Origin of the sequence: Mucilaginibacter sp. SJ (assembly GCF_028993635.1) — a bacterium.
In the GTDB taxonomy this organism is placed as follows: Bacteria; Bacteroidota; Bacteroidia; order Sphingobacteriales; family Sphingobacteriaceae; genus Mucilaginibacter.
The window spans coordinates 4194550-4220059 of sequence record NZ_CP118631.1; the positions used below are offsets into that span (position 1 = coordinate 4194550).

At 43.1% G+C, this 25510-nt stretch carries 21 protein-coding genes; 19 read left to right on the plus strand and 2 right to left on the minus strand.

The annotated features are described in order from the left end of the window. Nucleotides 1–2 precede the first annotated feature (2 nt). The 11 genes from pnuC to MusilaSJ_RS17170 all read left to right on the plus strand — a co-directional run bounded on the left by pnuC (nucleotide 3) and on the right by MusilaSJ_RS17170 (nucleotide 10795). Nucleotides 3–635 (plus strand): nicotinamide riboside transporter PnuC, encoded by a 633-nt coding sequence (pnuC, locus tag MusilaSJ_RS17120; protein ID WP_274986113.1) that lies wholly within the window; start codon nucleotides 3–5, stop codon nucleotides 633–635. 323 nt (nucleotides 636–958) lie between these two features. Then, nucleotides 959–2044 carry an acyl-CoA dehydrogenase family protein gene (locus MusilaSJ_RS17125; protein ID WP_274986114.1) on the plus strand — a complete coding sequence of 362 codons (1086 nt, stop codon included), beginning with the start codon at nucleotides 959–961 and terminating at the stop codon, nucleotides 2042–2044. 563 nt (nucleotides 2045–2607) lie between these two features. Continuing rightward, nucleotides 2608–3168: an RNA polymerase sigma factor gene (locus MusilaSJ_RS17130; protein ID WP_274986115.1), complete on the plus strand. Its 561-nt coding sequence runs from the start codon at nucleotides 2608–2610 to the stop codon at nucleotides 3166–3168. Beyond that, nucleotides 3165–3740 carry a hypothetical protein gene (locus tag MusilaSJ_RS17135; protein ID WP_274986116.1) on the plus strand — a complete coding sequence of 192 codons (576 nt, stop codon included), beginning with the start codon at nucleotides 3165–3167 and terminating at the stop codon, nucleotides 3738–3740. The genes MusilaSJ_RS17130 and MusilaSJ_RS17135 overlap by 4 nt, the downstream gene beginning before the upstream one ends. Next, nucleotides 3721–5181, plus strand: coding sequence for a DUF4097 family beta strand repeat-containing protein (locus MusilaSJ_RS17140; protein WP_274986117.1), 1461 nt, complete (start codon nucleotides 3721–3723; stop codon nucleotides 5179–5181). The genes MusilaSJ_RS17135 and MusilaSJ_RS17140 overlap by 20 nt, the downstream gene beginning before the upstream one ends. A gap of 119 nt (nucleotides 5182–5300) precedes the next feature. After that, nucleotides 5301–6230 (plus strand): helix-turn-helix domain-containing protein, encoded by a 930-nt coding sequence (locus MusilaSJ_RS17145; RefSeq protein WP_274986118.1) that lies wholly within the window; start codon nucleotides 5301–5303, stop codon nucleotides 6228–6230. Nucleotides 6231–6665: 435 nt separating this feature from the next. After that, on the plus strand, nucleotides 6666–7406 hold the full coding sequence (locus MusilaSJ_RS17150) for an SDR family oxidoreductase (RefSeq protein WP_274986119.1): 741 nt from the start codon (nucleotides 6666–6668) through the stop codon (nucleotides 7404–7406). 176 nt (nucleotides 7407–7582) lie between these two features. Then, the gene (locus MusilaSJ_RS17155; protein WP_274986120.1) at nucleotides 7583–8335 is read left to right on the plus strand and encodes an SDR family oxidoreductase; all 753 of its coding nucleotides are present in this window, start codon (nucleotides 7583–7585) and stop codon (nucleotides 8333–8335) included. A 107-nt stretch (nucleotides 8336–8442) separates the two neighbouring features. Further along, a complete protein-coding gene (locus tag MusilaSJ_RS17160; RefSeq protein ID WP_274986121.1) occupies nucleotides 8443–8877 on the plus strand; it encodes a nuclear transport factor 2-like protein in 435 nt (144 codons plus the stop codon). Between the two features lie 384 nt (nucleotides 8878–9261). Then, complete coding sequence (locus MusilaSJ_RS17165; protein ID WP_274986122.1) at nucleotides 9262–9834, plus strand: Crp/Fnr family transcriptional regulator; 573 nt, start codon at nucleotides 9262–9264, stop codon at nucleotides 9832–9834. A gap of 88 nt (nucleotides 9835–9922) precedes the next feature. Next, the gene (locus MusilaSJ_RS17170; RefSeq protein WP_274986123.1) at nucleotides 9923–10795 is read left to right on the plus strand and encodes an NAD(P)-dependent oxidoreductase; all 873 of its coding nucleotides are present in this window, start codon (nucleotides 9923–9925) and stop codon (nucleotides 10793–10795) included. Nucleotides 10796–10959: 164 nt separating this feature from the next. Here the strand turns inward: MusilaSJ_RS17170 and MusilaSJ_RS17175 are convergent, their stop codons facing one another. Next, the gene (locus tag MusilaSJ_RS17175) at nucleotides 10960–11262 is read right to left on the minus strand and encodes a GIY-YIG nuclease family protein (protein ID WP_274986124.1); all 303 of its coding nucleotides are present in this window, start codon (nucleotides 11260–11262) and stop codon (nucleotides 10960–10962) included. A gap of 171 nt (nucleotides 11263–11433) precedes the next feature. Beyond that, nucleotides 11434–12837 carry an MBL fold metallo-hydrolase RNA specificity domain-containing protein gene (locus tag MusilaSJ_RS17180; RefSeq protein WP_274986125.1) on the minus strand — a complete coding sequence of 468 codons (1404 nt, stop codon included), beginning with the start codon at nucleotides 12835–12837 and terminating at the stop codon, nucleotides 11434–11436. A 155-nt stretch (nucleotides 12838–12992) separates the two neighbouring features. On the opposite strand from MusilaSJ_RS17180, the gene MusilaSJ_RS17185 reads away from it, so the two are divergent. The 8 genes from MusilaSJ_RS17185 (at nucleotide 12993) to MusilaSJ_RS17225 (ending at nucleotide 25390) form a co-directional block, all read left to right on the plus strand. Beyond that, nucleotides 12993–13364 carry a BlaI/MecI/CopY family transcriptional regulator gene (locus MusilaSJ_RS17185; protein ID WP_274986126.1) on the plus strand — a complete coding sequence of 124 codons (372 nt, stop codon included), beginning with the start codon at nucleotides 12993–12995 and terminating at the stop codon, nucleotides 13362–13364. A 2-nt stretch (nucleotides 13365–13366) separates the two neighbouring features. After that, complete coding sequence (locus tag MusilaSJ_RS17190; RefSeq protein ID WP_342457010.1) at nucleotides 13367–15373, plus strand: TonB family protein; 2007 nt, start codon at nucleotides 13367–13369, stop codon at nucleotides 15371–15373. 190 nt (nucleotides 15374–15563) lie between these two features. Continuing rightward, complete coding sequence (locus tag MusilaSJ_RS17200; protein ID WP_274986127.1) at nucleotides 15564–16169, plus strand: class I SAM-dependent methyltransferase; 606 nt, start codon at nucleotides 15564–15566, stop codon at nucleotides 16167–16169. Next, a complete protein-coding gene (locus tag MusilaSJ_RS17205) occupies nucleotides 16169–17293 on the plus strand; it encodes a glycosyltransferase (RefSeq protein WP_274986128.1) in 1125 nt (374 codons plus the stop codon). Before MusilaSJ_RS17200 ends, MusilaSJ_RS17205 begins: the two co-directional genes overlap by 1 nt. A gap of 1 nt (nucleotide 17294) precedes the next feature. Beyond that, a complete protein-coding gene (locus MusilaSJ_RS17210; RefSeq protein WP_274986129.1) occupies nucleotides 17295–18059 on the plus strand; it encodes a TylF/MycF/NovP-related O-methyltransferase in 765 nt (254 codons plus the stop codon). Nucleotides 18060–18072: 13 nt separating this feature from the next. Beyond that, a complete protein-coding gene (locus MusilaSJ_RS17215) occupies nucleotides 18073–19566 on the plus strand; it encodes a lipopolysaccharide biosynthesis protein (RefSeq protein WP_274986130.1) in 1494 nt (497 codons plus the stop codon). An 83-nt stretch (nucleotides 19567–19649) separates the two neighbouring features. After that, nucleotides 19650–24392, plus strand: coding sequence for a DUF8696 domain-containing protein (locus MusilaSJ_RS17220; RefSeq protein WP_274986131.1), 4743 nt, complete (start codon nucleotides 19650–19652; stop codon nucleotides 24390–24392). Next, nucleotides 24389–25390 (plus strand): PorP/SprF family type IX secretion system membrane protein, encoded by a 1002-nt coding sequence (locus tag MusilaSJ_RS17225; RefSeq protein ID WP_274986132.1) that lies wholly within the window; start codon nucleotides 24389–24391, stop codon nucleotides 25388–25390. Before MusilaSJ_RS17220 ends, MusilaSJ_RS17225 begins: the two co-directional genes overlap by 4 nt. Nucleotides 25391–25510 lie beyond the last annotated feature (120 nt).

Here is a 25510-nt window from a genome sequence, read left to right on the forward strand (position 1 = left end):
ATATGCAACACTGGCTCGACCTGTTTATTGAACAAATAAAGGAAACTACCTGGCTGCAATGGCTTGCCGTTGCGTTGGGTGTTACCGAGGTGCTGCTGGCCCGCGTAAATAACATATGGTTGTACCCGGCAGGAATACTGGGTACGGCCATATCCATATTTCTGCTGATGGAAGTTCATTTGTATGCCGAATCGGTGTTGAACGGCTATTACATTGTAATGAGCGTTTATGGTTGGATCTACTGGGTAAAGAAACGGAACGAGCCGCCGGTAAAAATTACCTACTCCACCAAAAATGAATGGATAATAAGTTTGGCGATCAGCATTGTGGGATGGGTAGTGTTTTACTACATGATCAAAAACCTGCCGGCCAAATATTTCACCCCATCTAACGTACCTGGTTGGGACGCTTTGGTATCTTCGACCGCCTGGGCAGGTATGTGGTTGCTGGCACGCCGTAAAATGGAGAATTGGATTTTTTTGAACATTTCCAATTTTTTCGCGGTGCCGCTTCTGTTTTACAAAAAGCTGCCTATGTTTGCCATGCTTACCATCTTCTTGTTTATTATAGCGATATGGGGATATTTTGAGTGGAAGAGACAGGTAGAGGCAGAGCGGTTGGTGGTTGAAGATTAGAGGTTAGGAAAAATGTTCAATGGCCAGGTTGTACCAGGTGTTCAATTTTAAAAAGTGTAAACACCCGGCGTTTTTTGAAAAATAAACATGATTGATAGTCAGTGCTTTACGAATTGGTTAAAATTCAATTTTAATCAAATTGAACGCCTTGGTGCTGGTAATCAGTACTTTGTGTTTTTAAGGAGCCGAAACATTGAACACCCGTTTTTCAAAAATTGAACACTGACAAAATACTGTCAGTATCTTTTGTTATCACTGATGGTAAATTGAGTATTATCTGTTACGCTTTAAGCTTTTTGCTTTCAGCTTTAAGCTAAATAAAAATGCATCCATCACAAAATTTAAAACCCGAATGGGTTGATATCATACGGAAAGCAGCTCCTGCAGCTGAGCAGGCCGGCAAGTTGCAGTCCGATCAGCTGTCGCTTATTTATGAGCAGGGCTGGTTTAAATTTTTAGTGCCGAAAGCTTATTCCGGGTTGCAATTGGCGTTGCCGCAAATGGTACGGCTGGAAGAAAGTTTGGCCTGGGCCAATGGCAGTTTGGGTTGGGTGGTAACTTTATGCAGCGGCGCGGGCTGGTTTGGCGGATTCCTGGATCCGGCTTTAGCTGCAGAGATCATGACCGATCCTCAATTGTGCCTGGCAGGTAGTGGTGCATCAACGGGTACGGCTACCATCAGCGGTGACGGCTATATCATTAATGGCACCTGGAAATATGCCAGCGGTGCGCATCATGCAACCCACATCACCGCAAATTGCATTATTAAAAACGGCGATGAAACTGTTTTGAATGATGATGGCGAGCCACTGATATTACCTTTTATTTTTGATAAAAAAGATGTGCATGTTTTCCCCGCCTGGAAATATGTTGGTATGATGGCCACCGGGAGTGACGCTTATGAAGTAAAAGACCTTTATGTTGATAAAAACCGCTGTTTTAAGATCGATCCGCAATATACGGTTGTAAATGAACCTTTGTACCGTTACCCGTTTTTGCAATTGGCAGAGGCTACACTTGCCGCCAATCTTTCGGGCCTCGCAATTCATTTTCTTGACCTGTGCGGACCGGCGTTTGATGAACGGATGAAAAACCCGCGTTTAACCGACCCTCAAAAAGGATACATCCAACAATTACTGGCCGATCAAATCATTTTACTCAATGAAGTCCGTGCAGAATTTTACGAGGCTGTTGATAACTCGTGGAACAACTTTGAATCAGCCGATAATAATGGCTTACATGAAGTAAGTTTAATGAGCCGGAAGCTGGCCAAAGTTTCGCGCGAAAGTGTGGATAGGCTTTATACCTACTGTGGTTTATCTGCCGCCAACCCGGATACGGAAATTAACCAGGTATGGCGTGACCTTCATACCGCAGGGCAGCACTCCTTGCTTACGTTTGAGTCGTAAAATTATTAAAGGTGCGTTAAGGATGGGAGCGGATACCGGCCAATGTCATTAAGTTAAGAGATTGACAAGCTGCACCAGAGGTGCAAAAGGTTTGTAGAAACCATTTTGAATAGATTTTTGGTGTGCCAGCGGTACACAACTCCGGTGTTCCGTACCTCTGGCACGGTTGTTATTGGTATAATATTTTGCTACAAACCTGTTCCCCCTCTGGGGGATTTTCCTTAACTTAATGACATTGGGATACCGGCCAATGGTTAATGCCTTGTGCAGTATAAGCGTACAGCCCGGGCCGCAAGCAACGCCCATATTTATAGGTTAATTTTTAAATATGATTAATAATCAATGACTTGTGAGTGCTATCATTAGGAGCGAAACAATGACAATTCTTGATTATGCTGTTTTATTAAACTATTTTGTCAGGTATTTTTCAGGCGATCTGCTTATCTAAACCCATCTCAACTTAAAACTGTCAAAAAAATTATCCTCTATTTAAAAAAAATTTTTCACATACGTGCAACGTTGCAAAATGCCTTGCGTCTATTAACCTGAAGCCGGTCACGAATTTGGAAGCAATATATATTGATAAACATTACAACCTGGTAATTGAGTGTAAGCAGGGAAGCAAAAAAGCCTGTTATGAGCTTTACCGTTTGTATTCGAAAGCTATGCTGAACGTGGCCTTTCGGATAGTGGGCGATATTGCTGAAGCAGAAGATGTGCTGCAGGAAGCTTTTGTGGATGCCTTTGCCAAGCTGAAGGATTTTAGGCAGGATACCACATTTGGCCTCTGGCTTAAGCAGATTGTTGTGAACCGGTCGATCAACCTGCTGCGCAAACGCAAGCTGGAACTGGTTGAACTGGAAGATGGACATCTTGAAAATATTGCCGATGACGAGAGCTGGGACGATGAAGACCTGCAGTACCAGGTTGCCAGGGTAAAAGAAGGTATGAACCAGTTGCCCGATGGCTATCGCGTGGTGATATCATTATATCTGCTTGAAGGATATGACCACGAAGAAATAGGACAAATATTGAACATATCAGAAAACACATCAAGAACCCAGTTTTTGAGAGCTAAAAGAAAGTTAATTGAAATTTTAAACAGGAAAGGAACAGTATCATGAGCAAGCGATTTGAAGATTTCATGCACGACAATAACGAAGAATTTAACGAAATAGAACCATCGGCAGATCTGTGGGGTAAAATTGAGGCGCAGCTCAATTTTTTGGACCAGGAGCAGGAGCAACCAAAAAAGCGCGAAGCAAAGACTTTTTCGCTGGGCTTCGTGCTAAAAGTGGCCGCATCGGTGATCATCATAATGGGCATGGGTTTCGGCATATATATACAAAGCCAAAAAGGCGCAAAAGGCGTTGACCTTGCCGCTATTAACCCCGAGTATGCACAACAGCAGGTGCGCTATGCATCGCTTGTTGAAACCAAGCTTACCGAACTTAAGTCAGCATCTAAAAATGATCCTCAGCTATACAAGGAGTTCAGCGCCGAGATAGCCAAGATGGATTCCACCTATAAAAAACTAAACAGTGATTTAGCCACCAGCCCTAACCAGGAACGTGTTTTACGTGCAATGATCCGGAACCTGCAAATACAAACCGAGGTGCTAACTCAGCAATTAAATGTAATTGAACAGTTTAACCAGATGAAAAAGGAACAAAACAATGAAACCAAAAATATTTAGTCCGGCCCTGCTTACGCTTATTGTCCTGGTAACCATAAGTACAGCAAACTTTGCACAGGTAAGCCCTGCGGCACCGCCTGCGCCGGTAAAACCTCAATTACCGCCCACGCCGCCGCCTGCTGCCGGGTTGACCGTCGAGAATTGGACTTCGGTAACCGACAGCAAAGAGTATCAGCAAAAAATGAAGGAGCTGAACGCCAAAATGCGCGAACTGCAAAAGGAAATGACCAACCTGCGCGTGCAGCAACAAAAGCAATTGCATCTTAAAATGCAAAATATGCTGAAGCTGAACAAACAGCTTGCTTTTAAGTTCAAGGACAGCATGAAGTTCAAAAGCTTCGACTCTTTGAAGTTTAACATGAAGTTTAAAGGGTTTGACAGCTTGAAGTTTGCCGATAAATTTGAGATGCTTAGCCCTAATATTAACTTCGGTTTTAAAAACTTTGATCAGAACTTTAGCTACAGTTATGATGGTGATGAGCACTATGAAAAGCAGGTACAAAACGGTGATATAGTTGAGAAAACAAAAAGCTATAGCAAAAGCTATAATGTTGATGGTAACGATGTGATTAACATTGATAACAAATTTGGCAAGATCACGGTAATTACCTGGGCTAAAAGCGAGGTTAAGGTTGATGTACAGATCAAGGTTGGGGCCAATGATGAGGATAAAGCTCAGAAACTGCTTGATAACGTAACTATCAGGGATAGCAAAGATGGCTCGGGTGTATCGTTCAAAACTTACATTAATCAAAACGATGATGATAACGGCAGCTGGGGCAACCTGTTCGGTAAGAAAAACTCCGTGCGTAAAATGGAGATCAATTATACCGTTTACATGCCCGCCAAAAATCCCCTTACTATCACCAACAAATATGGCAGTACCGAGTTGCCCGACCTGAGCGGTAAGCTTAATATCAATAACTCATATGGCAGCCTTAACGCCAAATCTTTAAGCAACCCAGCTTGCCAGATCAGGGTTAAATATGGCAGTGCAACCATCGGCACCCTTACCGGCAGCGATTTGGATGTAGCCTATGGCAGCCTTAACCTTGGCGATTGTGATAAACTCAATGCTGATGTAAGCTATGGCTCGGCGAAAATTGGCCGTATTACCACATCAGGTAATATCAACGTTAAATTCAGCGGGGCGTTAAAGATTGGCGAGATTGATAAAAATGTGAAAAACCTTTCGGTTAATTCGTCCTACTCAAGCGTAAAACTGGGAGTGAGCGACGGCCAGAATGCCGATTTTGATATCACAGTGCACTACGGTAGTTTTAACTATGGCGGCCATGATGTTAACATCACCAGCAAAACCCCTGCCGATGGCGAACGTGGTTTTAGTCCTACCAAAACTTACAAGGGCCATTTAGGCAAAGGGGGCAGTGACAGAACCATTACCATCAGCACCAGCTATGGCAGCGTGAGCTTTGATTAAAAATATGTTAAATGTAAAATAAAAAACGGCGTATCGTAACTGTGCGCCGTTTTTTATTGAATAGCCCGTTGTTGCAAATCTCCCGTATCGCTCATAGCTTTGGAGTAAACATCTTACCCATGCACCAGGATAATGAAAAGCAGATCTTCAATACTCTTTATGATCAATACAAGCACCTGGGCTTGCCGCTTGAGCTGATAAAACATACTGATTTTACGGTTTTTAACCTGAAGGATATCAATCAGCCAATGCCGTTTAAATCGCCGTTGAGCAGGCTTAACTTTTTTGTCTTTGCCTTCATTAAAGATGGGAGTGGTGATTATACTATTGATGAGCAAAATCATAAACTGCAGCCCCGTGCTATTTACTTTACCAATCCGGGCCATTTTCGTTCGTTTAATTGGGAGCGTATTGGCGATGTATACCTGTTTACACTTAGCGAATCGTTTTTGAAAGAAAACGTACACGCCAATATTTTTGATGAGTTTCCTTTTCTCCTGGCCGAAACGTTTCCGGCCCGCGTACTTACTCCCGAAGTTTTTGAGGAGTTTGATATTTTATACCACCAAATCCTGAAAGAGTACAATTCAGATAGCCCATATCGTTACCGGATCATCGGTAACCTGTTTGTGGTGGTGCTGCTAAAATTCAAAGAATATTTCTGGAAGGATTATAACCCGATATATGAAGGTAACCGGAGCTCGGAAATTGTAAAAAACTTTAAACGCCTGCTTGAAAAACATTACCGCGACCTGAGCAGCGGCGTAGCCGAGCAGGCTTTCAGGGTGCAGGACTATGCCGACGCGCAAAGTCTTCATCCCAATTACCTGAGTAATGTTATCAAAATAAAAACCGGCAAAACCATCAGCAACTGGATTACCGAAAAAACTATAACTGAGGCCAAGGCCCTCTTGCAGAACTCAAAACTCTCTATTAAAGAAATTGCTTATCGTCTCGGCTTTTCTGAAGCTACCCATTTCAGTAATTATTTTAAAAAGCATACGGATATGTCGCCGGTGTTGTTCAGGAAGGGGCATGCGGGGATATAGCTAATATCGCCGGGAATCCCTGTTTTTATAATCTCATCAGAACAGGTTGTTTTTGTGGAGACGCATAATTGCGTCTTCCATATGCAATTTAATGTAAAGGTCTCAGTCCTGCTGAGTAAATTAAATCCGGAGCGGATTCTGAAGGTGAAATGACATCTCCACCATCGGTCATGCTGAACTTGTTTCAGCTAAGTATACTTCATGCGGCTTATCCTGTGGGTTCCCGAAACAAGTTCGGGATGACGCCATTTTTTAAAGTTGTCATGGGTAGACGCAATTATGCGTCTCTACATTCATGATTAATCTGCTCATCACCCAATCTTAGATATTCGTATGTAATGCTTTGATATGTGTATCATTCAGGTGCCTCAACCTTGCCACCTTTGTATCGTCAATCAACGACAACAAAACATAAATAAAATAACAAAGGAAACCATGAACACATTAGCATCAAAAGTAGTATTAGTAACCGGCGCCTCAAGAGGCATCGGTGCAGCAGTAGCACACAAATTAGCAGCTGAAGGCGCTAAAGTAATTATCAACTACGCAGGCGGTAAAAAAGCTGCCGACCAAACAGCAACCTCTATCAAACAACAAGGCGGCGACGCCATTGCCCTGCAGGCCGACGTAAGCAAAGCCGATGAAGTAGCAGCCATGTTTGACGCAGCGATAGCTCATTACGGCAAAATTGATGTACTGGTAAACAACGCCGGCATCATGATCACCAAATTAATAAAAGACACTACCGACGAGGATTTTACCCGCCAGTTTGATATCAACGTTCGCGGAACATTTAACACCATGCGCGAAGCCGCAACCAAACTGGCTAACGGTGGCAGTATCATCAATTTTTCATCAACCACTACCCGCGTTATGATGCCAACTTACGCTACCTATGTAGCCACCAAAGGCGCGGTGGAGCAATTAACCCGCGTATTTGCCAAAGAAGTGGGCGCAAGGGGCATCAATGTAAACACAGTATCTCCCGGTCCAACAAATACCGAACTGTTTACCAAAGGCAAACCACAGGAACTGATCGATCGCCTGGCATCATTATCTGCTTTTAACCGCATCGGCGAACCTGAGGACATTGCCAAAATAGTAACCTTCCTGGCAAGCGACGACGCCAAATGGATCTCTGCGCAAAATATCGGTGCAAATGGTGCAATGGCTTAAGCCCCCTAACCCCCTGAAGGGGGAATGATAGATGCAAGAAAGTGAGAGCCAGGAAGCAAGAAGCCGAGAGGTAAGAAATCGAGAATCAAGAGGCAAGAAATAAGACAATAATCACAGAATCATTAATCAAGCATCGGTGAAATCAAATCCCATCGGTGAAATCAAAAAAAATAATCATGAACTCATTAAGTAATAAAGTAGCAGTAATAACCGGCTCGGCCCGTGGTTTAGGTAAAGCAATTGCAGAACGTTATGCAGCATTAGGTGCCGATATCGTGATCAACTATTCGCGCGATAAAGCATCGGCGGATGAAGTGGTCAGCAACATCAAAGCGATGGGTGCAAATGTAATAGCTGTACAGGCCGATGTAAGTAAAGTGGCTGATATTGAAAGGCTTTTTAAAGAAGCTAAAGAAGCGTTTGGTAAAATAGATATCGTAGTAGCTAACGCCGGTATCGAACTGGTGGAAACCCCGGTAACTGGTTTTACCGAAGAACAGTTCGACCGTGTGTTTGGCATTAATACAAAAGGCACTTATTTTACTATGCAGCAGGCAGCCAAAAATGTTGAGGATAACGGCCGCATTATTTACATAGCCTCAAGCACCACCTCGTTCCCTGTACCCGGAATGGCTGTGTATGGCGGCAGCAAAACTACGCCAAGGTATTTGGTTGATATCCTTTCGAAAGAAATTGGTCACCGTGGTGTAACAGTTAACTCTATCATACCATTCGCTGTTGATCATTCAGGTATCTTTGCCGAAGCTGATAGTTACCCCGCGTTAAGAAAACAATTGCTTGACAGTTGTCCGATGGGCCGCCTGGCCGAAGTTGAAGATGTGGCCAATGTGGCCGAGTTTTTCGCCAGCGATCTTTCATCATTCGTAAATGGTCAGCACTTGCTGGTAAACGGCGGCGCGACAAATTAATGATGAGTTTAGTAACATAGGATAGCGGCTTATAGTCATAGCTATATGCTGCTACCTGCATTTAAAATTAAAAAAGTAGCATTATTTGATTATACATCTACCATGTCATGAAAACGCTTAATCATTATATCATATACGGCACATTAATTACTTCTGCTGTTAACGCACAAGCTGCAAAAACACGTGCTGCAACTATCCAAAACATCAATACCATGAATACCGAAAAGTTAAGTAACCAGGTAGTGAAACAAGCCATTGAAGCCCTGCAAAGCGGGGATAAACAAGCCTGGTTTGCTTTGTTCACCAGCGATGCCCAGCTTTTTGATGATGGTAATAAAATAAATTTCAAAAGCTTTTTTGAAAAGGCTTTAGGCCATGAACGTTTTATCAGTATCGATAAAATTGAGCAAAACGGCCTGCACCTCTACGGCAAATTTCACAGCGGCCAGTGGGGCGATTTCAAAACCTATTTTAAGTTTACGGTTGATGTCGATGGTAAGATCAGTAAGCTGGAAATAGGACAGGCTGGTATTGAAGTCTGAATCGACTTATTCTCTACACCAACGTCATTATAAGGTACGAAGCAATCCCCATTTAGCAGGTCCGCCCTGTACAGTTTGGGATTGCTTCGTACCTTATAATGACGTGATCGTAAGTTGTTGATTATTAAGTATGTTTTTTTGATCAATTTTATAACATGGGCGTTGCCTGCGGCCCGGGCTTTCCGTTGCAAGTCCTCGCCTTTCCTGCCCGCAACCCTTCTGCGCGCTCCGGGCTTTACACTGCAATCCCTAACGCGGCCCACGCGCAACACCGCTAAAATATATTTTACATGTCATTACTTTTTTTTTCGGGGCTTCCCTGATGGTTACTCGCAATGACGTTTTTATGGCAATTTTGATATCTCTTTCCCTGATATTTGTATCATGCAACAGCAACTTATAGCCAGGTTACAGCAGTTAAAACCTATCCCGGTTGATGATCAGGAGCTCATACTAAAAGCCTTTGAGCCAATGAAATTTAAAGAAGGGGATACGCTTTTGCAGCTGGGGCATGTAGCAAGACAGCTCTTTTTTATTACCAACGGCATACTGCGTATTATGGCGCGAAATGAAAAGGGGAATGAGGTTACTTATTTCTTTTTAAAGGACAATCAGTTTTGCACCATTCTGTACAGCTTTAATAACAACCTGATGGCTGATGAAAGTATCCAGGCGGCCTGCGATACGGAACTGTTGGCTATCAGCAAAAACAACCTGCTGGCTTTATATGAAAAGCTCCCTTATCTCAAAGAAATGATCGATCAGATTTCGCAGCACACGCTTATGGAGAAGATAAAAACGCGGAATACCTATCTTGGTTACGACTCCTCGGAAAGGTACCGGTTGTTTTTAGAGCGCCAGCCTGAAGTGGCCATGAAAGTGTCACTGACCGATATTGCGTCTTACCTGGGTGTAACGCCTCAATCATTGAGCCGGATCCGCAAAAATATTCGGTAGTTAGGTTTTTTGTCGTCTGTTTAGATGACTTAGAAGAGAGAAATTGACATCAATAAAATCTATATAAAACAAAAACAAAATAGCTATTATGAATACAGTTAAAACAGGATGGATAGGATTAGGTAAAATGGGCGTTCCAATGTCGCAGCAATTGATTAAAGCCGGATATCCGCTCAGTGTTTATAACCGAAGCAAGGATAAGGAAGAGGCGTTTAAGGCACAGGGCATTGGTATAGCCGCTTCGCCCGCCTTATTGTTGAATGCTGCTGATGTTGTTTTTATCATGGTATCAGACGATAAGGCCATTAATGATATTTTTCATGGTGATGAAGGTTTACTTGCCGCAAAAGTAAGCGGCAAAATAATCATTAACATGAGCACAGTTTCCCCTGCTATCAGTAAGGAGATGGCATCGGCCTGTAAAGAACAGGGCAACCATTATTTAGATGCTCCGGTATCAGGCAGTGTCAAACAAGCGGAAGATGCTGCGCTTGTTATCATGGCAGGAGGCGAGGCGGGTGCATTTGAGCAGGCTAAACCTATCCTCGAAAAAATGGGTAAACTGGTTATGCTGGTTGGTGGTACCGGTGCAGGTAACGCGGCTAAGCTGGCCATTAATACTTTGCTTGGTATTGTTGCACAGGGCCTTGCCGAAACAGTGGCATTGGCACAACAAAATGGCATTGAAGCCGAAGCACTCACTACGCTGATCAGTAACAGTGCCCTGGGCAGCCCGTTCATCAAAATAAAAGGCGATGCCATTGTTAACAATAACTACCAGGCTGCTTTCGCCTTAAAACATATTGCTAAAGATTTGCGCCTGGCTAAAGACCTCGGTTTGGCTACCCCACTTGGCGAAACTGCTTATCAAACCTACCAGGCCGCCGAAAAAGCTTTTGGCGAAGAAGATATTATTGCGGTGATGAAGCAGGTGGGAAAGAGTGATAAAAAAAAACCATAGATATAAATAAAAGATGATGTCATTTCGATGAAGCAAGGGGGATTTGTGGGGTCGCGCTGAAGAGAAATCTTATACACCACGTTAGATTAATTGTGTTTTGCATAAGGTTTTTTGTTTGGGGTGTCTTGCCCTCGCTGTTTGATGCAAATGAGTGGCAATTGATATTAGTCGATTACACTTTGATTTAAAAATTCCCAGCCCGGATTAGTTGACTCAATTAAGGCAATTTTCTTTTCTCGGCGCCATTTTTTGATCTCCTTTTCCCGGGCTATGGCGTGTTCAATGTGGGTGAAGTGTTCGTAGTAAACTAAATGGTAACAGTAGTATTTGCCCGCAAAAGATTTATTAGTTCCTTTATTTTCGAGATGTTGTAAAATCCTTACGCTTATATCATTGGTGACTCCGATGTACAACACAGTTTTGCCTGGGTTAGTAGTGATATAGACGTAATAATTATGATTCCACATTTCTAAAGGTAGGTATTTTGTAACAGGAAGATTGTCATTTCCATAGAGGTATAGTGGGATTTATAAGATAGTTTAGCGGATTTGCAGGGTGTATAAGATTTCTCTTTCGCGCGGCGCTCATATCCCTCCATGCTCTATCGAAATGACAATTTTTTTATTTGTTTAAACTCCCTACTCCAAAACTATCTTCTGATGCTGATAGGGGATCTCAACATGATGAAAACCATGCGCCTTTATTTTCCCGGCAAAATGCTGCTGCACATCGTACTCGCCGTGAACAAGAAATACGGTTTTTACCAATGCGGGGTCCTGGCAAGAGATGAAATGGAGCAGGTCGTCATAATCGCCGTGGGCGCTCATTGATTTAATGGAGCGGACCTCGGCTTTTACCTCATACATTTCACCAAAAATATGTACCTCATGATCGCCTTTTAATAACCGGCCGCCCAATGAATTTGGCTCAGCATACCCGACCATTAAAATAGTGTTCTTTTGATTATTGATATTGTTTTTAATGTGGTGCTTTACCCGTCCGGCCTCGGCCATGCCCGATGAGGAAATGATGACGCAGGGCCGCGGATCGTTATTCAGCGCCTTTGATTCCTCGACACTTTCAATAAAGCGCAAACCCTTAAACCCAAAAGGATTGGCATCGGTTTTCAAAACTTCCTGCACATTTTTATTATAAACCTCGGTGTGGTTCATCAATACTTCGGTTGCTTTTTCCGATAGCGGGCTATCTACATAATAAGGAACATCCGGCAGGATGCCTTTCAGTTCCAGGCCGTTTAAGGCGTACAGTAATTCCTGCGTACGGCCAACGCTGAATGCCGGTATAATCACCTTGCCATTTTTTACTTCGCAGGTTTGTTTAATGATCTCCAGCAGTGACTCTTCAATTGGCCCCAGCTCTTTATGCAGCGAATCGCCATAGGTTGATTCCAGTAAAATATAATCAGCCTGCTCAAATGTTTGCGGGTTTTTCAACAGCAGATCGTCATAACGGCCAACATCGCCGCTAAAAGTAATGTGGGTATCCCTGCCGTTTTCTGTAGCGGTAATATGCACTGCCGCGCTGCCCAGAATATGCCCGGCATCGGTAAAGTTGAATTTTACGGCAGGGGTAATTTCAAACTCTTCGCCATATTCAACAATTTTGAACAGGCGAAGGGCCTCCATTACATCCTCTTCGGTATATAAAGGACTAAGCAACGGCAAGCCTTTGCGGATGCGGTGTTTGTTACTATACTCGGTATCCTGTACCTGGATCTTCGCCGAATCGAGCAACAGGATGCGTGTAAGGTCCATCGTTGCCGGTGTGCAATAAATGTTCCCCTCAAACCCTTCGGCAACCAGCCGCGGAATTAAACCGCAATGGTCAATATGCGCGTGCGAAAGGATCATGTGCGTTACGCCTTTGGGATTAAAGCCAAAATGTTCGTTCATTTCTTCAGTTTGCTCGCCCAGTCCCTGGAACATGCCGCAGTCTAATAATATGCTGGTACCGTCGTTTAAGCGGAGTAAATGCTTGCTGCCGGTTACGTTACGGGCAGCACCATGGAAGGTTATGTTCATGTATAATTAGATGTGATCAACTTAACGAAGATGGTGATTTAATGTTTAATAAATTAATAACTAAAAATTTAGTTGCAAATTTAAAATACATCGCTTACCTTTATTTTACCAATAAGCACATTAATACACGAGGTATTAATATTTAAAGTACACACATGGAAATTAAAGAGTTAACCCGCGCCGAAGAACAGATTATGCAAGTACTTTGGCAATTGAAAAAAGGGTATGTTAAAGACGTTATCGACCAGTTGCCCGAGCCCAAGCCCGCCTACAATACAGTGTCGACAATTATCCGCATCCTGGAAACCAAAGGTTTTGTTGGCCATACCGCGTTTGGCAAAAGTCATGAATATCACCCGGTGATTAGCAAAGAGCAATACCAGAACTTTGCTGCCGATAAATTGCTGAGCGGCTACTTTGACAACTCTGTTAACCGCATGTTTTCATTTTTTGTAAAAAAGGAAAAGATTGACTTGAAAGAGGCCGATGAGATCATGAAACTGATTGAAAAACTAAAAGAAAAATAGTTATGAACTGGTGGCAATATTTATTACTGGTAAACATATACCTGGTGCTGTTTTACGGGTTTTATGTACTGTTGCTTCGTAAAGAAACCTTTTTTCAGCTTAACAGGCTTTACCTGGTAAGTGCCGCCCTGTTATCATTTATGATACCGGTTATACAGGCTAACTGGGTGCAAAACCTGTTCATTACCCAACAGGTAAAATATACCCTGTACAGCAGTCCGGTGCTGGTTTATAATTTTAAACCGATAGAAGAATCGCCTGTTAGCATCGGGGAGGTACTGCTGATCTTATATCTTGCAGGAATTGTCTTTTTATCGGGCAAATTGATCTGGCAGCTGTTTAAATTAAAGAAGGTGATCAGCCAGCCGGTATCTGCCGTGTCATATTCCTTTTTCAAAAAAGTAAAGCTAAATGCCGATGGGGAGGAGAATGCGGCTATAGCAACACATGAGGATGTGCATGCCAGGCAATGGCATTCGGCCGATGTGCTGCTTATTGAACTGGTGATGATTGTTAACTGGTTTAACCCGGTAGTATATTTTTATCGCAGGGCAATAAAGCATATCCACGAGTTTATTGCCGACAGGCATGCTGTTGAAGCCGGAACCGATAAGGCTGATTATGCCATGCTGCTTTTAAGCCAAACATTCCATACGCCAACGAATGACCTGGTTAATTCGTTTTTTAATAAAAGCCTGCTGAAAGAGCGCATCATCATGCTGCAAAAAAGCAACTCGCACCGTATGGCACTCATTAAATATGGGCTTTCGGCGCCGCTGTTTATTTTGATGATGATCCTCTCCTCGGCAACCATTAATAACAGTGATACCATTACGGTGATAAACACCAGGGCCGATAAAGTATTTTCAACTCCGGCCAGTAAAGTAACCGAAATAACTATTGACGGGCCGGCTCAAACAGAAGAACGGCCGGTTGCAGATCGCGATACTACGCCGGTTTATACCTCGGTTGAGCGTGTGCCCGAGTTTCCGGGCGGGCTGGAAGCTTTTGGCAAATTTCTGTCAACTAATATCAAATATCCGGCCGCAGCCCGCGAGCAAAAGATCCAGGGCAGGGTGATCATCACTTTTGTTGTTGAAAGGGACGGCTCGCTTTCAAACCAAAGAGTGGTAAGGGGCATTACCGGCGATCTTGACAATGAGGCCTTGAGGGTGATGAAATTATCGCCGCAGTGGAAGCCTGGGATGCAGGGCAACCGCACAGTGAGGGTGCAGTATTCGGTACCGATTAATTTTGCTCTCGCAGCAGATGAAGTTAAAGTTGATAAACCGGTAACTTCCGCGCCGGCCCTCAAGGGCCAGGTAGTATCCGGTCCTGTATTTACATCGGTTGAGCAGGTGCCCGAATTCCCGGGAGGTATAGAGGCATTTGGCAAGTTTTTGGCAACAAACATCAGGTATCCTAAAGTGGCCCGTGATAATAATGTTCAGGGCCGGGTGATCATAACTTTTGTTGTTGAGGAAGATGGATCGCTATCAAATATGAAGGTGCTGAGGGGTATAGGCTCAGGTTGCGATGAAGAAGCAGTACGGGTGCTTAGCATATCGCCGGCATGGAAACCGGGCATACAAAACGGAAAAAAGGTGAAAGTGCAATATTCCGTTCCGGTAAGTTTTGCGCTGGCCGATAGTAAACCGGCAAAACCCGGCGAAAATAAAACCGGGGTTGTTGTAAACCCAACCAACGATAACCAGGTAATTTATACAGGCAAGGTGGTTGTGGATACCACAAAGTCTCATATACTCCTTAGAGATCGGTATAATGGTAATTTAGCACCTTTAGTTATTATCGATGGGGTAGCCCAGGCTCAGGGAACACCTTTAAATAGGATCAATCCGAATGATATTGAACAAATAAATGTGTTAAAAGATAAAAACGCTGTTGCTATTTATGGGGATAGGGCTGCAAATGGTGTTATATTGATTACTACAAAAACAGCTGCGAAAAAGAAGACGGCCGAAGGCGTTCCTGTAAAAGTTGCTAATTAATTTAATATTTGTTTAAGCTACAGCTTTTTATTTATGGAGAGTGAGGCAGCAACAGCGGGAAGTATTTTTAACAATCGGCAAAAAACATGTATTTTTGCCGGATATGACTCGCAATAGCCGGCTAAATCCTACTCTTTTTTCAACGCGATATGTACATTTAACAAAGCTGCGTAATGCAACTTTAAAAGTAATGCAGGATTTAACTGCCGCTGATAAAAACCTTACCCTTATTGATTTTGGTTGCGGAGATATGCCCTATAAATCGGTTATTGAGCCAATGGTTGGCAAATATATAGGGGTCGATCTGGATATTAACCCCCTGGCCGATTATCATATTGATTACGACAGCAAAACTACGTTGCCCGATAATTTTTGCGATATTATTCTTTCCAACCAGGTATTGGAACATGTTGACTCGCCCCATAGCTATCTTTCAGAAGCATTGCGAATTTTAAAGCCGGGGGGCAGTATTATATGCACTACGCATGGCTATTGGTATTATCACCCCACGCCGTATGATTATTGGCGATGGACAAGCGCCGGTTTGCGTAAAACCATTGAAGCCGAAGGCTTTAAAATAACTTCATTTCACGGTATCATGGGCCTTGCAGCAAGCGGAATCCAGCTTTTTCAGGATGCCATATTGCTAAAACTGCCCAGGCTTTTGGCTCCGCCATTCGCGTTTGTGATGCAGGGTCTTATCCGCTTGTTCGATAAGATCCACTCGCAGCCGCAGCGCGACCGTGATGCCTCGCTTTATGTGGTTATCGCACAAAAAAATGTGGACACGGTGTAATGGAGCAATTTAACCTTTGTATCATAAAGCCTAATAAAGATGCTTTTTCTGAAACTTTTATTCAGGAACATATTAACCGTTTGCCAGGCGATAAAAAAGTCCTTTATGGGGGCGCGTTCCCAGTTTATGATCACATGGGTAAATACCTTATCCGTACCAAACTTGGTTTGATATGCTATCTTTTACAAAAACGCCTGTTAAAAAAACAAAATATCGGCATCCGTAACCGGGCGCTTGTAAGGTATTTAAAGCAGGAAAAAATAGACGTGGTTTTTGCCGAATACGGTATGGTCGGCGCTATGGTTACCGAAGCATGCCGTATTGCCGGAATACCGCTGGTAATTCATTTTCATGGCGCCGATGCTCATCACAAACAAACGGTCGAAACATATTATAACTTGTACCAAAAGGCATTTCAATATGCCAGCGCTATTATAGCCGTATCAGGCGATATGGTGGAGGCCCTAAAAAGTTTAGGAGCCCCGGCCGGTAAGATCCATCTTGCATCCTGCGGTGTTGATACCATGCTTTTCCCGCAGCTTGATATTTCAGGCACCGGTAAAAATTTCCTTTCGGTAGGGCGTTTTGTCGAAAAAAAATCACCATCATCTATCGTCAAAGCATTTCGCATAGTGAGCGAAAAACAGCCGGATGCTAAATTAACTATGGTGGGAGACGGGCCGTTGTTTGAAGAAACAGAAAGTTTTGTAAAGCGGTTGGGACTGGAAGATAAAATATCCCTCAAAGGCGTTTTAAAAACAGATCAGATCAGGGAACTGATAGGCCAGTCGCGCTGTTTTGTACAGCATTCTGTTACCGCTGACAATGGTGATAAAGAAGGCACACCGGTTACCATACTGGAAGCCGGTTCATCAGGTCTGGCTATTGTGAGTACACAACATGCAGGCATCAAAGAAGCCGTAATTAATGGCGAAACCGGTTACCTGGTGCCCGAACATGATATTGAAAGCATGGCCGCATATATGAATAAAATTGCGGAAGATATTCAGTTAGCGTCTGAACTTGGCGCCAGGGAAGCGGCATACATCCGCAAAAATTATGATATCCATGATAGGATAAATACGTTAACGAACATACTTAAGCAAGCAATAAAAAAAAATTAACATGTTAAAGAAACTGATGCATTCGGTTATTAAAAATTTAGGCTATGACCTGGTTAAGCCAGATCCACGCCTTGTTGTTGATGGCCTGCCTGCCGATTTTGATAAAGCAACGCTCGATACTTATCACAAGGTAAAGCCTTATACAATGACCACGCCCGAACGTATTGCATCATTATGCAATGCGGTAAACTACCTGGTAAAAAACAACATTCAGGGCGACTTTGTTGAATGCGGCGTATGGCGCGGAGGCAGCACCATGGCGGCTATTGATACATTGATTAAAGCAGGTGATACCAAAAGAGATATTTATTTGTACGATACTTTTGAAGGTATGTCTGAACCTACCGAGCTTGACAAGGTTTTTACCGGCACAGGTGCAGATGAACTGATGAATAGCAGCCAAAAGGAAGATCCAACGTCGGTATGGTGTTATTCGGCCCTGGAAGAAGTGCAGGCCAATGTTGGCACGCTGAAATATCCAAAGCAATTGGTTCACTACGTAAAAGGCAAGGTTGAGGATAGTATCCCCCAAACCCTGCCGGGTAAAATTGCCCTGCTAAGGCTTGATACAGATTGGTACGAGTCAACTAAACATGAACTGGAACATTTGTATCCGTTATTAGTACCCGGAGGTATCATCATCATTGACGATTACGGCCATTGGGAAGGTGCACGTAAAGCTGTTGACGAATATATTGAAAGCAATAAATTACCGTTGCTGTTAAACAGGATAGATTATACCGGCCGGATAGGCGTTAAGTACTAATTACCCCCCCCAAATGGGAATCGTTAAAAAACAGGTTTATAAAAATACGATGGTGTCATACGCTGGTATGGTGATAGCGTATATAAACACCATTCTGCTGTTCCCTTTTTTTATAACCAATGAGCAGTATGGGCTTTATAACCTGCTCATTAATATGTCGGTACTGTACTCGCTGGTTGCGTCTTTTGGGATACCCGGGGTTATAGCTAAATATTTCCCCTTTTATCGCACGGCCGACCGTAAACACAATGGCTTTATCCACTGGACAGCCGGATTGTCGCTGCTGGGTTTTGTGGTATTAACCGGTTTGTTCGTTTTATTACGACCGGTTATCCTGCCTGCGTATATTAAAAATTCGCCGTTATTTGTAAAGTATTATTACTACCTCATTCCACTGGCTTTTTTTACCGTGGTTTTTAATTACCTGGAGGTAACCGGCAGGATAATTTATAAAACTATTTTTTCCAGTTTTTTACGTGATGTGCTGGTTAGGCTCATAACAACGGTTTTATTGGTAATGATGGCGCTTAAATGGCTGAATTTTGATGGCTTTATTGTGTTATACATAGCGTCATGGGGGGTAATATCAGCCTTATTAATGATTAGCTTATTTATATCGGGTGAGTTTTCGCACAGGTTAGATGATCTGAAATTTAGTAGTATAAAGAAGAGCGAGGCCCTGAATTATGGGTTGTTTACTTTTATATCTGTTGCCATTTATGTGTTTTTGCAAAAGGTTGATGTGGTTATGCTGAGCTCCATGGCCGGTGATGCCATTCAGGGGGTTTACAGTTGGTATTTCAATATTGCAGTAGTGATCAGCGTTCCTGCCCAGGCCCTCAGCCGCACTACCTATCAAATTGTAGCCGATTCATGGAAATCAAAAGACATGCAGAATATTGCCGGCGTGTACCGCAAAACATCCATCATACAAATGGTAATTGGCTGCCTGCTTTTTGTCGGGATCATCATCAATAAAAATAATTTGCTTGGTATTGTGCATGACCCCGAAAAGAGTGCTCAATTTAATGTAATCATAATTATTGGCCTTGGCTTTTTGGTTGATATAACCGGCGGACTGAACACTTACATTGTAACCACTTCGCACAAATATAAACTGGTAACTTTATTTATCCTTTTTGCCAGTGTTTTTAGTATCGGGCTCAATTACCTGCTCATACCCCACTATAAGGGCATGGGGGCGGCAATAGCCTATCTTGTTACCATGATATTGCTGAATTTCTGTACCTGGTTTTATATTAAATACAGGTTTAAAATGCAGCCTTTTGACCACAAGCACCTTTTAATCATACTCATCTCGGTGGCCAGTTTTTTTGCAGGAAAATACTTTTGGCTAATGCCGAACCTGTACCTGGACATTGCGGTGAGGAGCAGTATAACTGCACTGGTATACATTATAATTACCTATTACTGCCATATCTCGGACGATCTTAATGAAAAAATAGATTCCATATTAAGGAAGGTAAAGGTGCTTTGGAATAAATAACAGACTTTCAGTTGGTTAATCTGCTATTGTAAATAGAATTTTTATTGCTATAATTGGGCAATAATTAATGCTGTTGAAACCTAATGCCTAATCCTGTCACAAAATTATTTCTCCTGCTTCTTTTTGGCGTTTTTTTCACTCCGTTTGCCGGTTTGGGACAGATATCGAAACCACAATGGGTTGATGATATTGGTGGCTCTGATGCTAATTCCATTCCATCGGCTGTAAAAATTGATAAGCAAAATAATGTTTATGTAACCGGTCTTTTCAGTGGTACTGTTGATTTTGATCCAACCCCGACAGGTGTTTATAATCTTTCAACTGCAGGAGGCATTAATGATTTTGATATATATGTAGCTAAATATACTCCGGCAGGTAAGCTTATCTGGGCTAAGAGCATGGGGGGCGGAGGTATCGACCAGGTTAACTCCATGACCATTGATAATAATGGCAACCCTACAATAAGCGGACAATATGACTCAAACTTTATGGATGCCGATCCGGGGAACGGGGTTTTTACGCTTACGAATAATGGTGATAAGGATGAATTCATTATTCAGCTTACTACCAATGGTGCATTTTCCTGGGCCAAATCTATAGGAGGAGGGGCCACCGATTACGGAGGGAAAATAGTTGCGGATAGTCAGGGGAATGTTGTTGGTGTATCCCAGTTTCAGGGTTCGGTAACCGTAGGAGGGCAAACCTACAGTGCACCGGGAGGATTCTCGGGTATGGCGGTAAAGTTTAGTCCAACAGGAAACCCGGTGTGGGTATTAAATCTGGCAGATGCAGTTAATAGCGAAGCTCATAATTGCGCCATTGATGCAAATGATAATGTAATTGTATCCGGTGTTTTTTCAAGCACGGTTAATTTTAATCCTTTAGGCACCCCTTATAATATTAATGCTAATGGTGCTTCTACTTTTATTGCCAAGTACAATAAAAATGGCATCTTGATATGGGTTAAAACAATTGCAGGCAGCGTAACCAGCAACAACACCAATCTTTGTGTAAACTCAAAAAATGAGATCTATATTGATGGGCCTTTTTCATCACCTCTTATATTTAATACGGGGATAAGCCTTTCTCCTCAAGGCCAGCGGGATATATTTCTTGCAAAGTTCAGCGCGGCAGGCGATCTGCTGGCTGCAAATGATGTTGGGGGCACCTATGCCCATATCTACAATTATGGTATCGTAGCCAGTAAGAATGATGACATCTATTTGTCCGGATATTTTGATGGGACAATTGATTTTGATCCTTCCTCGACTTCAGTTGCTCCTGTTTCTTATCATGGGAATCAAGATCTGTTCCTGGCAAAATATGATTCGGATTTAAATTATAAATGGGCCTTTAGTGCAGGCAGTCCTAATTGCAGTAATACATTAGGACGTAACGTTGAAATAGACAATAACAACGATGTATTATTGGTTGGTTCGTTTTGTTCTACTGTTGATTTTGATGCCACAACCTGCAGCGACCTTATGCTTACCGCGAAAAGTACCGCCAGGGATAGTTTTGTAGGAAAGTATGTTCAGAGCACGGCAACAGCAAATTTAAAAATAACGGCTTTTTCCATTCCCGGTCAAAGTATTCCGGCTGTTATTGATCAGTCAAAACTACTCATTACAGTTACAGTACCCGCTGGTACTGATGTAAAAGCGTTAAAACCTAATATAACTGTTCCGGGTGGGGTAACATTAAGTCCGGCATCGGCAGTTGCAGAAAATTTTACGGATCCTGTAAGCTATAAACTCACCGGCAACAATTGCAACTCACTTAATTACACAGTGAAAGTTGTTTTTGCGACCAATACTGTTAACACGAAATCAATCTGCTCCGGTGCTGCTACGGTTTTGGTCGGAAATGTAGTGGCTCCGGTGCCTGGTAGTTATGTGTGGCAGATAAATAATAACAATAGCTGGGTAAATGCTCCTGGTACAATAAATAATAAAGACTATGCCACGTCGGCGTTAACAAATAATACTGCTTTAAATATAGTATACAGTTTGCGCAGGCAAACTAATACCGGCGGAACAATAGCTTATGATTCATACTACGATGTAACCGTGCAGCCGGCAGCAGCCATATCCAACAATGTTGTCACTGCTCCTGCAGTTGCCACCTTTTGTTCATCGGCAGATGCAGCTGTTATTACAGGCAGCACGCCAGCCGGTGGCAATGGCACCTATACTTACCAATGGCAAAAATCAGCAGATAATACAACCTTTACTGACATAACGGGTGCAACTGCAAAAAATTACGATCCGCCTGCTACTAATATTACGACCTATTATCGCCGTATAGTTACCTCGGGTACTTGTACCTTACCGGTAACGGGTACTGCCGTTATTATAAAGGTTGAGCCTGTACTGGCAGCTAACAGCATCACGGCTCCAGCTGTTAATCTATTTTGTTCGGCCACTGATGCCGCGATTATCACCGGCAGTACACCAACAGGAGGGGATGGCATATACACCTATCAGTGGCAAAGCTCTGCGGATAACATAACCTTTACAGCTATTAACGGAGCAACTGCAAAAGATTACGATCCGCCGCTTGTAAGTGTAACAACTTATTTTCGCCGGTTAGTTGTTTCGGGAGTTTGTACCGCGCCATTAGCAAGTAATATTACCAGTATTCAAATCCAGGGTACAACACCTGTAATTAACAACCTGATCACGGCCCCGGCAGCTGTAACATTTTGCGTAAGCGGCGATCCGGCGGTTATAGCCGGTAATGTACCATCGGGAGGAACCGGGGCATTTACTTACCAGTGGCAGTCATCTGCAAATAATATAACTTTTATCGATATAGCCGGCGCAACAGGACAAAGTTATGATCCGGGGCCCGTTAATACTGATACTTATTACCGCCGTATTGCATCATCAGGTAGCTGTGTTCTGCCTGTGGTAAGTAATGTTGCCGGGGTAAAAATGCTGCCTGCCATTGCCGGTAATACAATTGCCGCCCCTGCCATAACCACGTTTTGTGCCAATGGCGATCCTGCACCCATAACAGGAAGTGTTCCGACGGGAGGCGATGGTACTTATTCCTATCAATGGCAAAAGTCAACCGATAATATATCGTTTACAGATATATCCGGGGCAGTGGGAAAAAATTATGACCCCGGCGTCATAACAGCAACAACTTATTACAGGCGTTTGGTTACCTCGGGTTCGTGTATTATGCCACTTGCAGGCAATACAGTAATAGTAACGGTCGAAACAGCAATAGCAGGCAATAATATAACAGCACCTGCGGTAACTTCATTTTGTATCACCGGTGATGCATCAACTATAACCGGAAGAAACCCAACGGGTGGTAACGGGGTATTCAAATACCAATGGCAAATTTCCACCGATAATACCGTTTTTAAGGATATTCAGGGGGCAACGCTGAGAGATTATGACCCGGCGCCTGTCAATGTCAATACTTATTATCGCCGTAAAGCGTTGTCAGGCAGCTGTATTACACCGTCGATTAGTAATGTGGTGCGTATTATTATCCTGGCTGTTCCGGCTACTCCTGTGTTTGCGGGTACTCCGCCTGTAATTTGTCCGGGTGCTTCGGCAACTATAGTTATCAGTGCCCCGCAGACCGGGATTATCTATAACTGGTATAGTTCTTCAGCAAAAGATAACCTGCTATTTAGCGGTACATCATTTCCTACGGGGACACTAAACACAGCAACAAGCTATTATGTTGAGGCATCTAATGGCATCTGCAGCAGTGCCCTCGCTCCAATACAGGTAAGCATGGCGCCAATACCAACTGCCCCGGCATTGGTTGAAAACCCCGTTAGGGTTTGTGCAGGTTTAACAGCCACGCTTAAGATCCAGAACCCGCAGACAGGCTTTACCTATAACTGGTATAGCAACGCTACCACCGGAGTGCTTCTATATACCGGGATTAGTTTTACCACGCCTGTACTCACAGGTGGGGCTACCTATTATGCCGAAGCCGTAAATGCAGCTGGCTGCGCATCCGGCACCCGGACTGCTGTTAATGTCAATACCATCGCATTGCCGCAAATAGCCGTTAACAATACAGCCATTTGTCCCGGTACTACGGCAACGTTGACAGTATCAAGCAGTGACGGTGATAATACTATATTATGGTATACAAGCGCTTCGGCCATAACACCTGTTTATACGGGGAACTCCTTTACTACACCAAGTCTGAACTCATCAACCAGTTATTATGTAGGGGCTGTAAATGCCGGTAATTGTGGTACAATTGTACGCACAAAGGTTGATGTTACCATGTTAAAGCAATTGGACGCTCCTGTTGTGAGCGTGGATGCTACCACCAATTCAAGTATTGCTTTTAAATGGAATGCTGTAGAGGGTGCTACCGGTTACCAGGTAAGCATTGATAACGGGCAAACTTATAGCCAGCCAAGCTCAGGTTCCAATGGCTTAAGTCATACCGTTAGCGGGCTGCAATTTAATGAACAGGTTACTATACTGGTGCAGGCGCTCGGCGCCTCATCATGCCAGCTAAGTGGCAGTTCAACTGCTGTAACAGGCACGGCCATTAGTCCAAATGGAAGTCAGATTTATGTGGCAAACACTTTTACGCCTAATGGCGATGGCAATAATGATATAGTTTATGTGCATGGTGAAGGTATAAAAAGTATTGCATTTTATGTTTACGACCAATGGGGCGAACTTATTTTTACTTCTGCAGATATGGGTAAAGGATGGGACGGATATTATAAAGGCACCCGGGAGCCTGTAGGTGTGTATGTATATTACGTAAAGGCGGTAACAAATAGTGGACTGCAATTGAATAAAAAAGGAACAATTACGCTGTTACGATGAAGAAACGGATCCTCTTAGTTACAATATTACTCCAGCTTGCGTTTGCCGGGTTACTGAAAGCGCAGGTTGATCCGCATTTTTCGCAGTATTATGCTTACCCTTTATGGCTTAATCCCGCGCTTACCGGGGCTTTTGACGGCGAGACGCGCTTAACGGGTAATTTTAAAGATCAATGGGCAAGTGTCGGTAATGGCTACAGGACTGTAGGGGTATCTGCAGATTTTAAACCTAACGATAAAGTTGGCCTCGGGTTAAATATTATAAACCAGGCAGCAGGTGCAGCAGGATACAATTACTTTGCCGCTTATGGTTCATTTGGTTATGGTATAATTATATCCGACGATGAAACGCAGCATCTGAACTTTGGGGTACAGGCTGGAGTTATAAACCGGAGTTTTGATCCAAATAAAATTCAGCTGGATAATCAATATAACCCCGGAATGGGCGGCTTTGATCCAACTCTTCCCGGTTTTGAAAATTTTGTTAACTCTGGGGCGACAGTGTTTGATGCCGGCGCGGGTATATTTTATTACAATAGCGATCAATTCACTGCTGCTAATCCTTTTTTAGGGTTAAGTCTTGCCCATTTAACTAATGCAAAAGATCCGTTTGCTACCGAAGGGATTAACAGCCGTTTATCGGTAAGGCTTAATATTCATGGCGGGGTGCGAATAAAGGCATCTGACTTTTTTGATGTTACACCGCATTTTATTTATATAAAGCAACAGAAAAATCAAATTCGGGCAGGCGGCGTATATTCCGAACTTAAGTTTTCCGATAACAACGCGCTTATTCTTGGGGCTATGCTACGGTTGCAGGATGCAGCGGCGGCCAATGTGGGCTATCGTTTTAATAATATGACAATTGGGGCAAGCTATGATTTTAATACTTCGGCATTGCGTACCGCCACTGCAGGGCAGGGAGGATTTGAGTTATCCATAAGTTATATTTTTTCACGTCGCCCGCCTAACCCGGCACAGGTTTGCCCACACATTTAAAAGGTTGAAATTTGTAATAGCTTCAATTGCAGTAAAGTATAGTTTAAAATTTTTTGATAATGTGAACATTATAATTAATTGTATCGTAGAAGAGATTAAGATACCGTTGTAATGTAACGT

Excerpts from the sequence above, each read along its gene's own strand:
- MusilaSJ_RS17150 (WP_274986119.1), top strand. The coding sequence starts at position 6,666 with ATGAACACATTAGCATCAAAAGTAGTATTAGTAACCGGCGCCTCAAGA.
- MusilaSJ_RS17185 (WP_274986126.1), top strand. The coding sequence starts at position 12,993 with ATGGAAATTAAAGAGTTAACCCGCGCCGAAGAACAGATTATGCAAGTA.
- MusilaSJ_RS17210 (WP_274986129.1), top strand. The coding sequence starts at position 17,295 with ATGTTAAAGAAACTGATGCATTCGGTTATTAAAAATTTAGGCTATGAC.
- MusilaSJ_RS17125 (WP_274986114.1), top strand. The coding sequence starts at position 959 with ATGCATCCATCACAAAATTTAAAACCCGAATGGGTTGATATCATACGG.
- MusilaSJ_RS17160 (WP_274986121.1), top strand. The coding sequence starts at position 8,443 with ATGAAAACGCTTAATCATTATATCATATACGGCACATTAATTACTTCT.
- MusilaSJ_RS17155 (WP_274986120.1), top strand. The coding sequence starts at position 7,583 with ATGAACTCATTAAGTAATAAAGTAGCAGTAATAACCGGCTCGGCCCGT.
- MusilaSJ_RS17175 (WP_274986124.1), bottom strand. The coding sequence starts at position 11,262 with ATGTGGAATCATAATTATTACGTCTATATCACTACTAACCCAGGCAAA.
- MusilaSJ_RS17170 (WP_274986123.1), top strand. The coding sequence starts at position 9,923 with ATGAATACAGTTAAAACAGGATGGATAGGATTAGGTAAAATGGGCGTT.
- MusilaSJ_RS17190 (WP_342457010.1), top strand. The coding sequence starts at position 13,367 with ATGAACTGGTGGCAATATTTATTACTGGTAAACATATACCTGGTGCTG.
- MusilaSJ_RS17205 (WP_274986128.1), top strand. The coding sequence starts at position 16,169 with ATGGAGCAATTTAACCTTTGTATCATAAAGCCTAATAAAGATGCTTTT.
- MusilaSJ_RS17225 (WP_274986132.1), top strand. The coding sequence starts at position 24,389 with ATGAAGAAACGGATCCTCTTAGTTACAATATTACTCCAGCTTGCGTTT.
- pnuC (WP_274986113.1), top strand. The coding sequence starts at position 3 with ATGCAACACTGGCTCGACCTGTTTATTGAACAAATAAAGGAAACTACC.
- MusilaSJ_RS17145 (WP_274986118.1), top strand. The coding sequence starts at position 5,301 with ATGCACCAGGATAATGAAAAGCAGATCTTCAATACTCTTTATGATCAA.
- MusilaSJ_RS17180 (WP_274986125.1), bottom strand. The coding sequence starts at position 12,837 with ATGAACATAACCTTCCATGGTGCTGCCCGTAACGTAACCGGCAGCAAG.
- MusilaSJ_RS17165 (WP_274986122.1), top strand. The coding sequence starts at position 9,262 with ATGCAACAGCAACTTATAGCCAGGTTACAGCAGTTAAAACCTATCCCG.
- MusilaSJ_RS17140 (WP_274986117.1), top strand. The coding sequence starts at position 3,721 with ATGAAACCAAAAATATTTAGTCCGGCCCTGCTTACGCTTATTGTCCTG.
- MusilaSJ_RS17200 (WP_274986127.1), top strand. The coding sequence starts at position 15,564 with ATGCAGGATTTAACTGCCGCTGATAAAAACCTTACCCTTATTGATTTT.
- MusilaSJ_RS17220 (WP_274986131.1), top strand. The coding sequence starts at position 19,650 with ATGCCTAATCCTGTCACAAAATTATTTCTCCTGCTTCTTTTTGGCGTT.
- MusilaSJ_RS17135 (WP_274986116.1), top strand. The coding sequence starts at position 3,165 with ATGAGCAAGCGATTTGAAGATTTCATGCACGACAATAACGAAGAATTT.
- MusilaSJ_RS17215 (WP_274986130.1), top strand. The coding sequence starts at position 18,073 with ATGGGAATCGTTAAAAAACAGGTTTATAAAAATACGATGGTGTCATAC.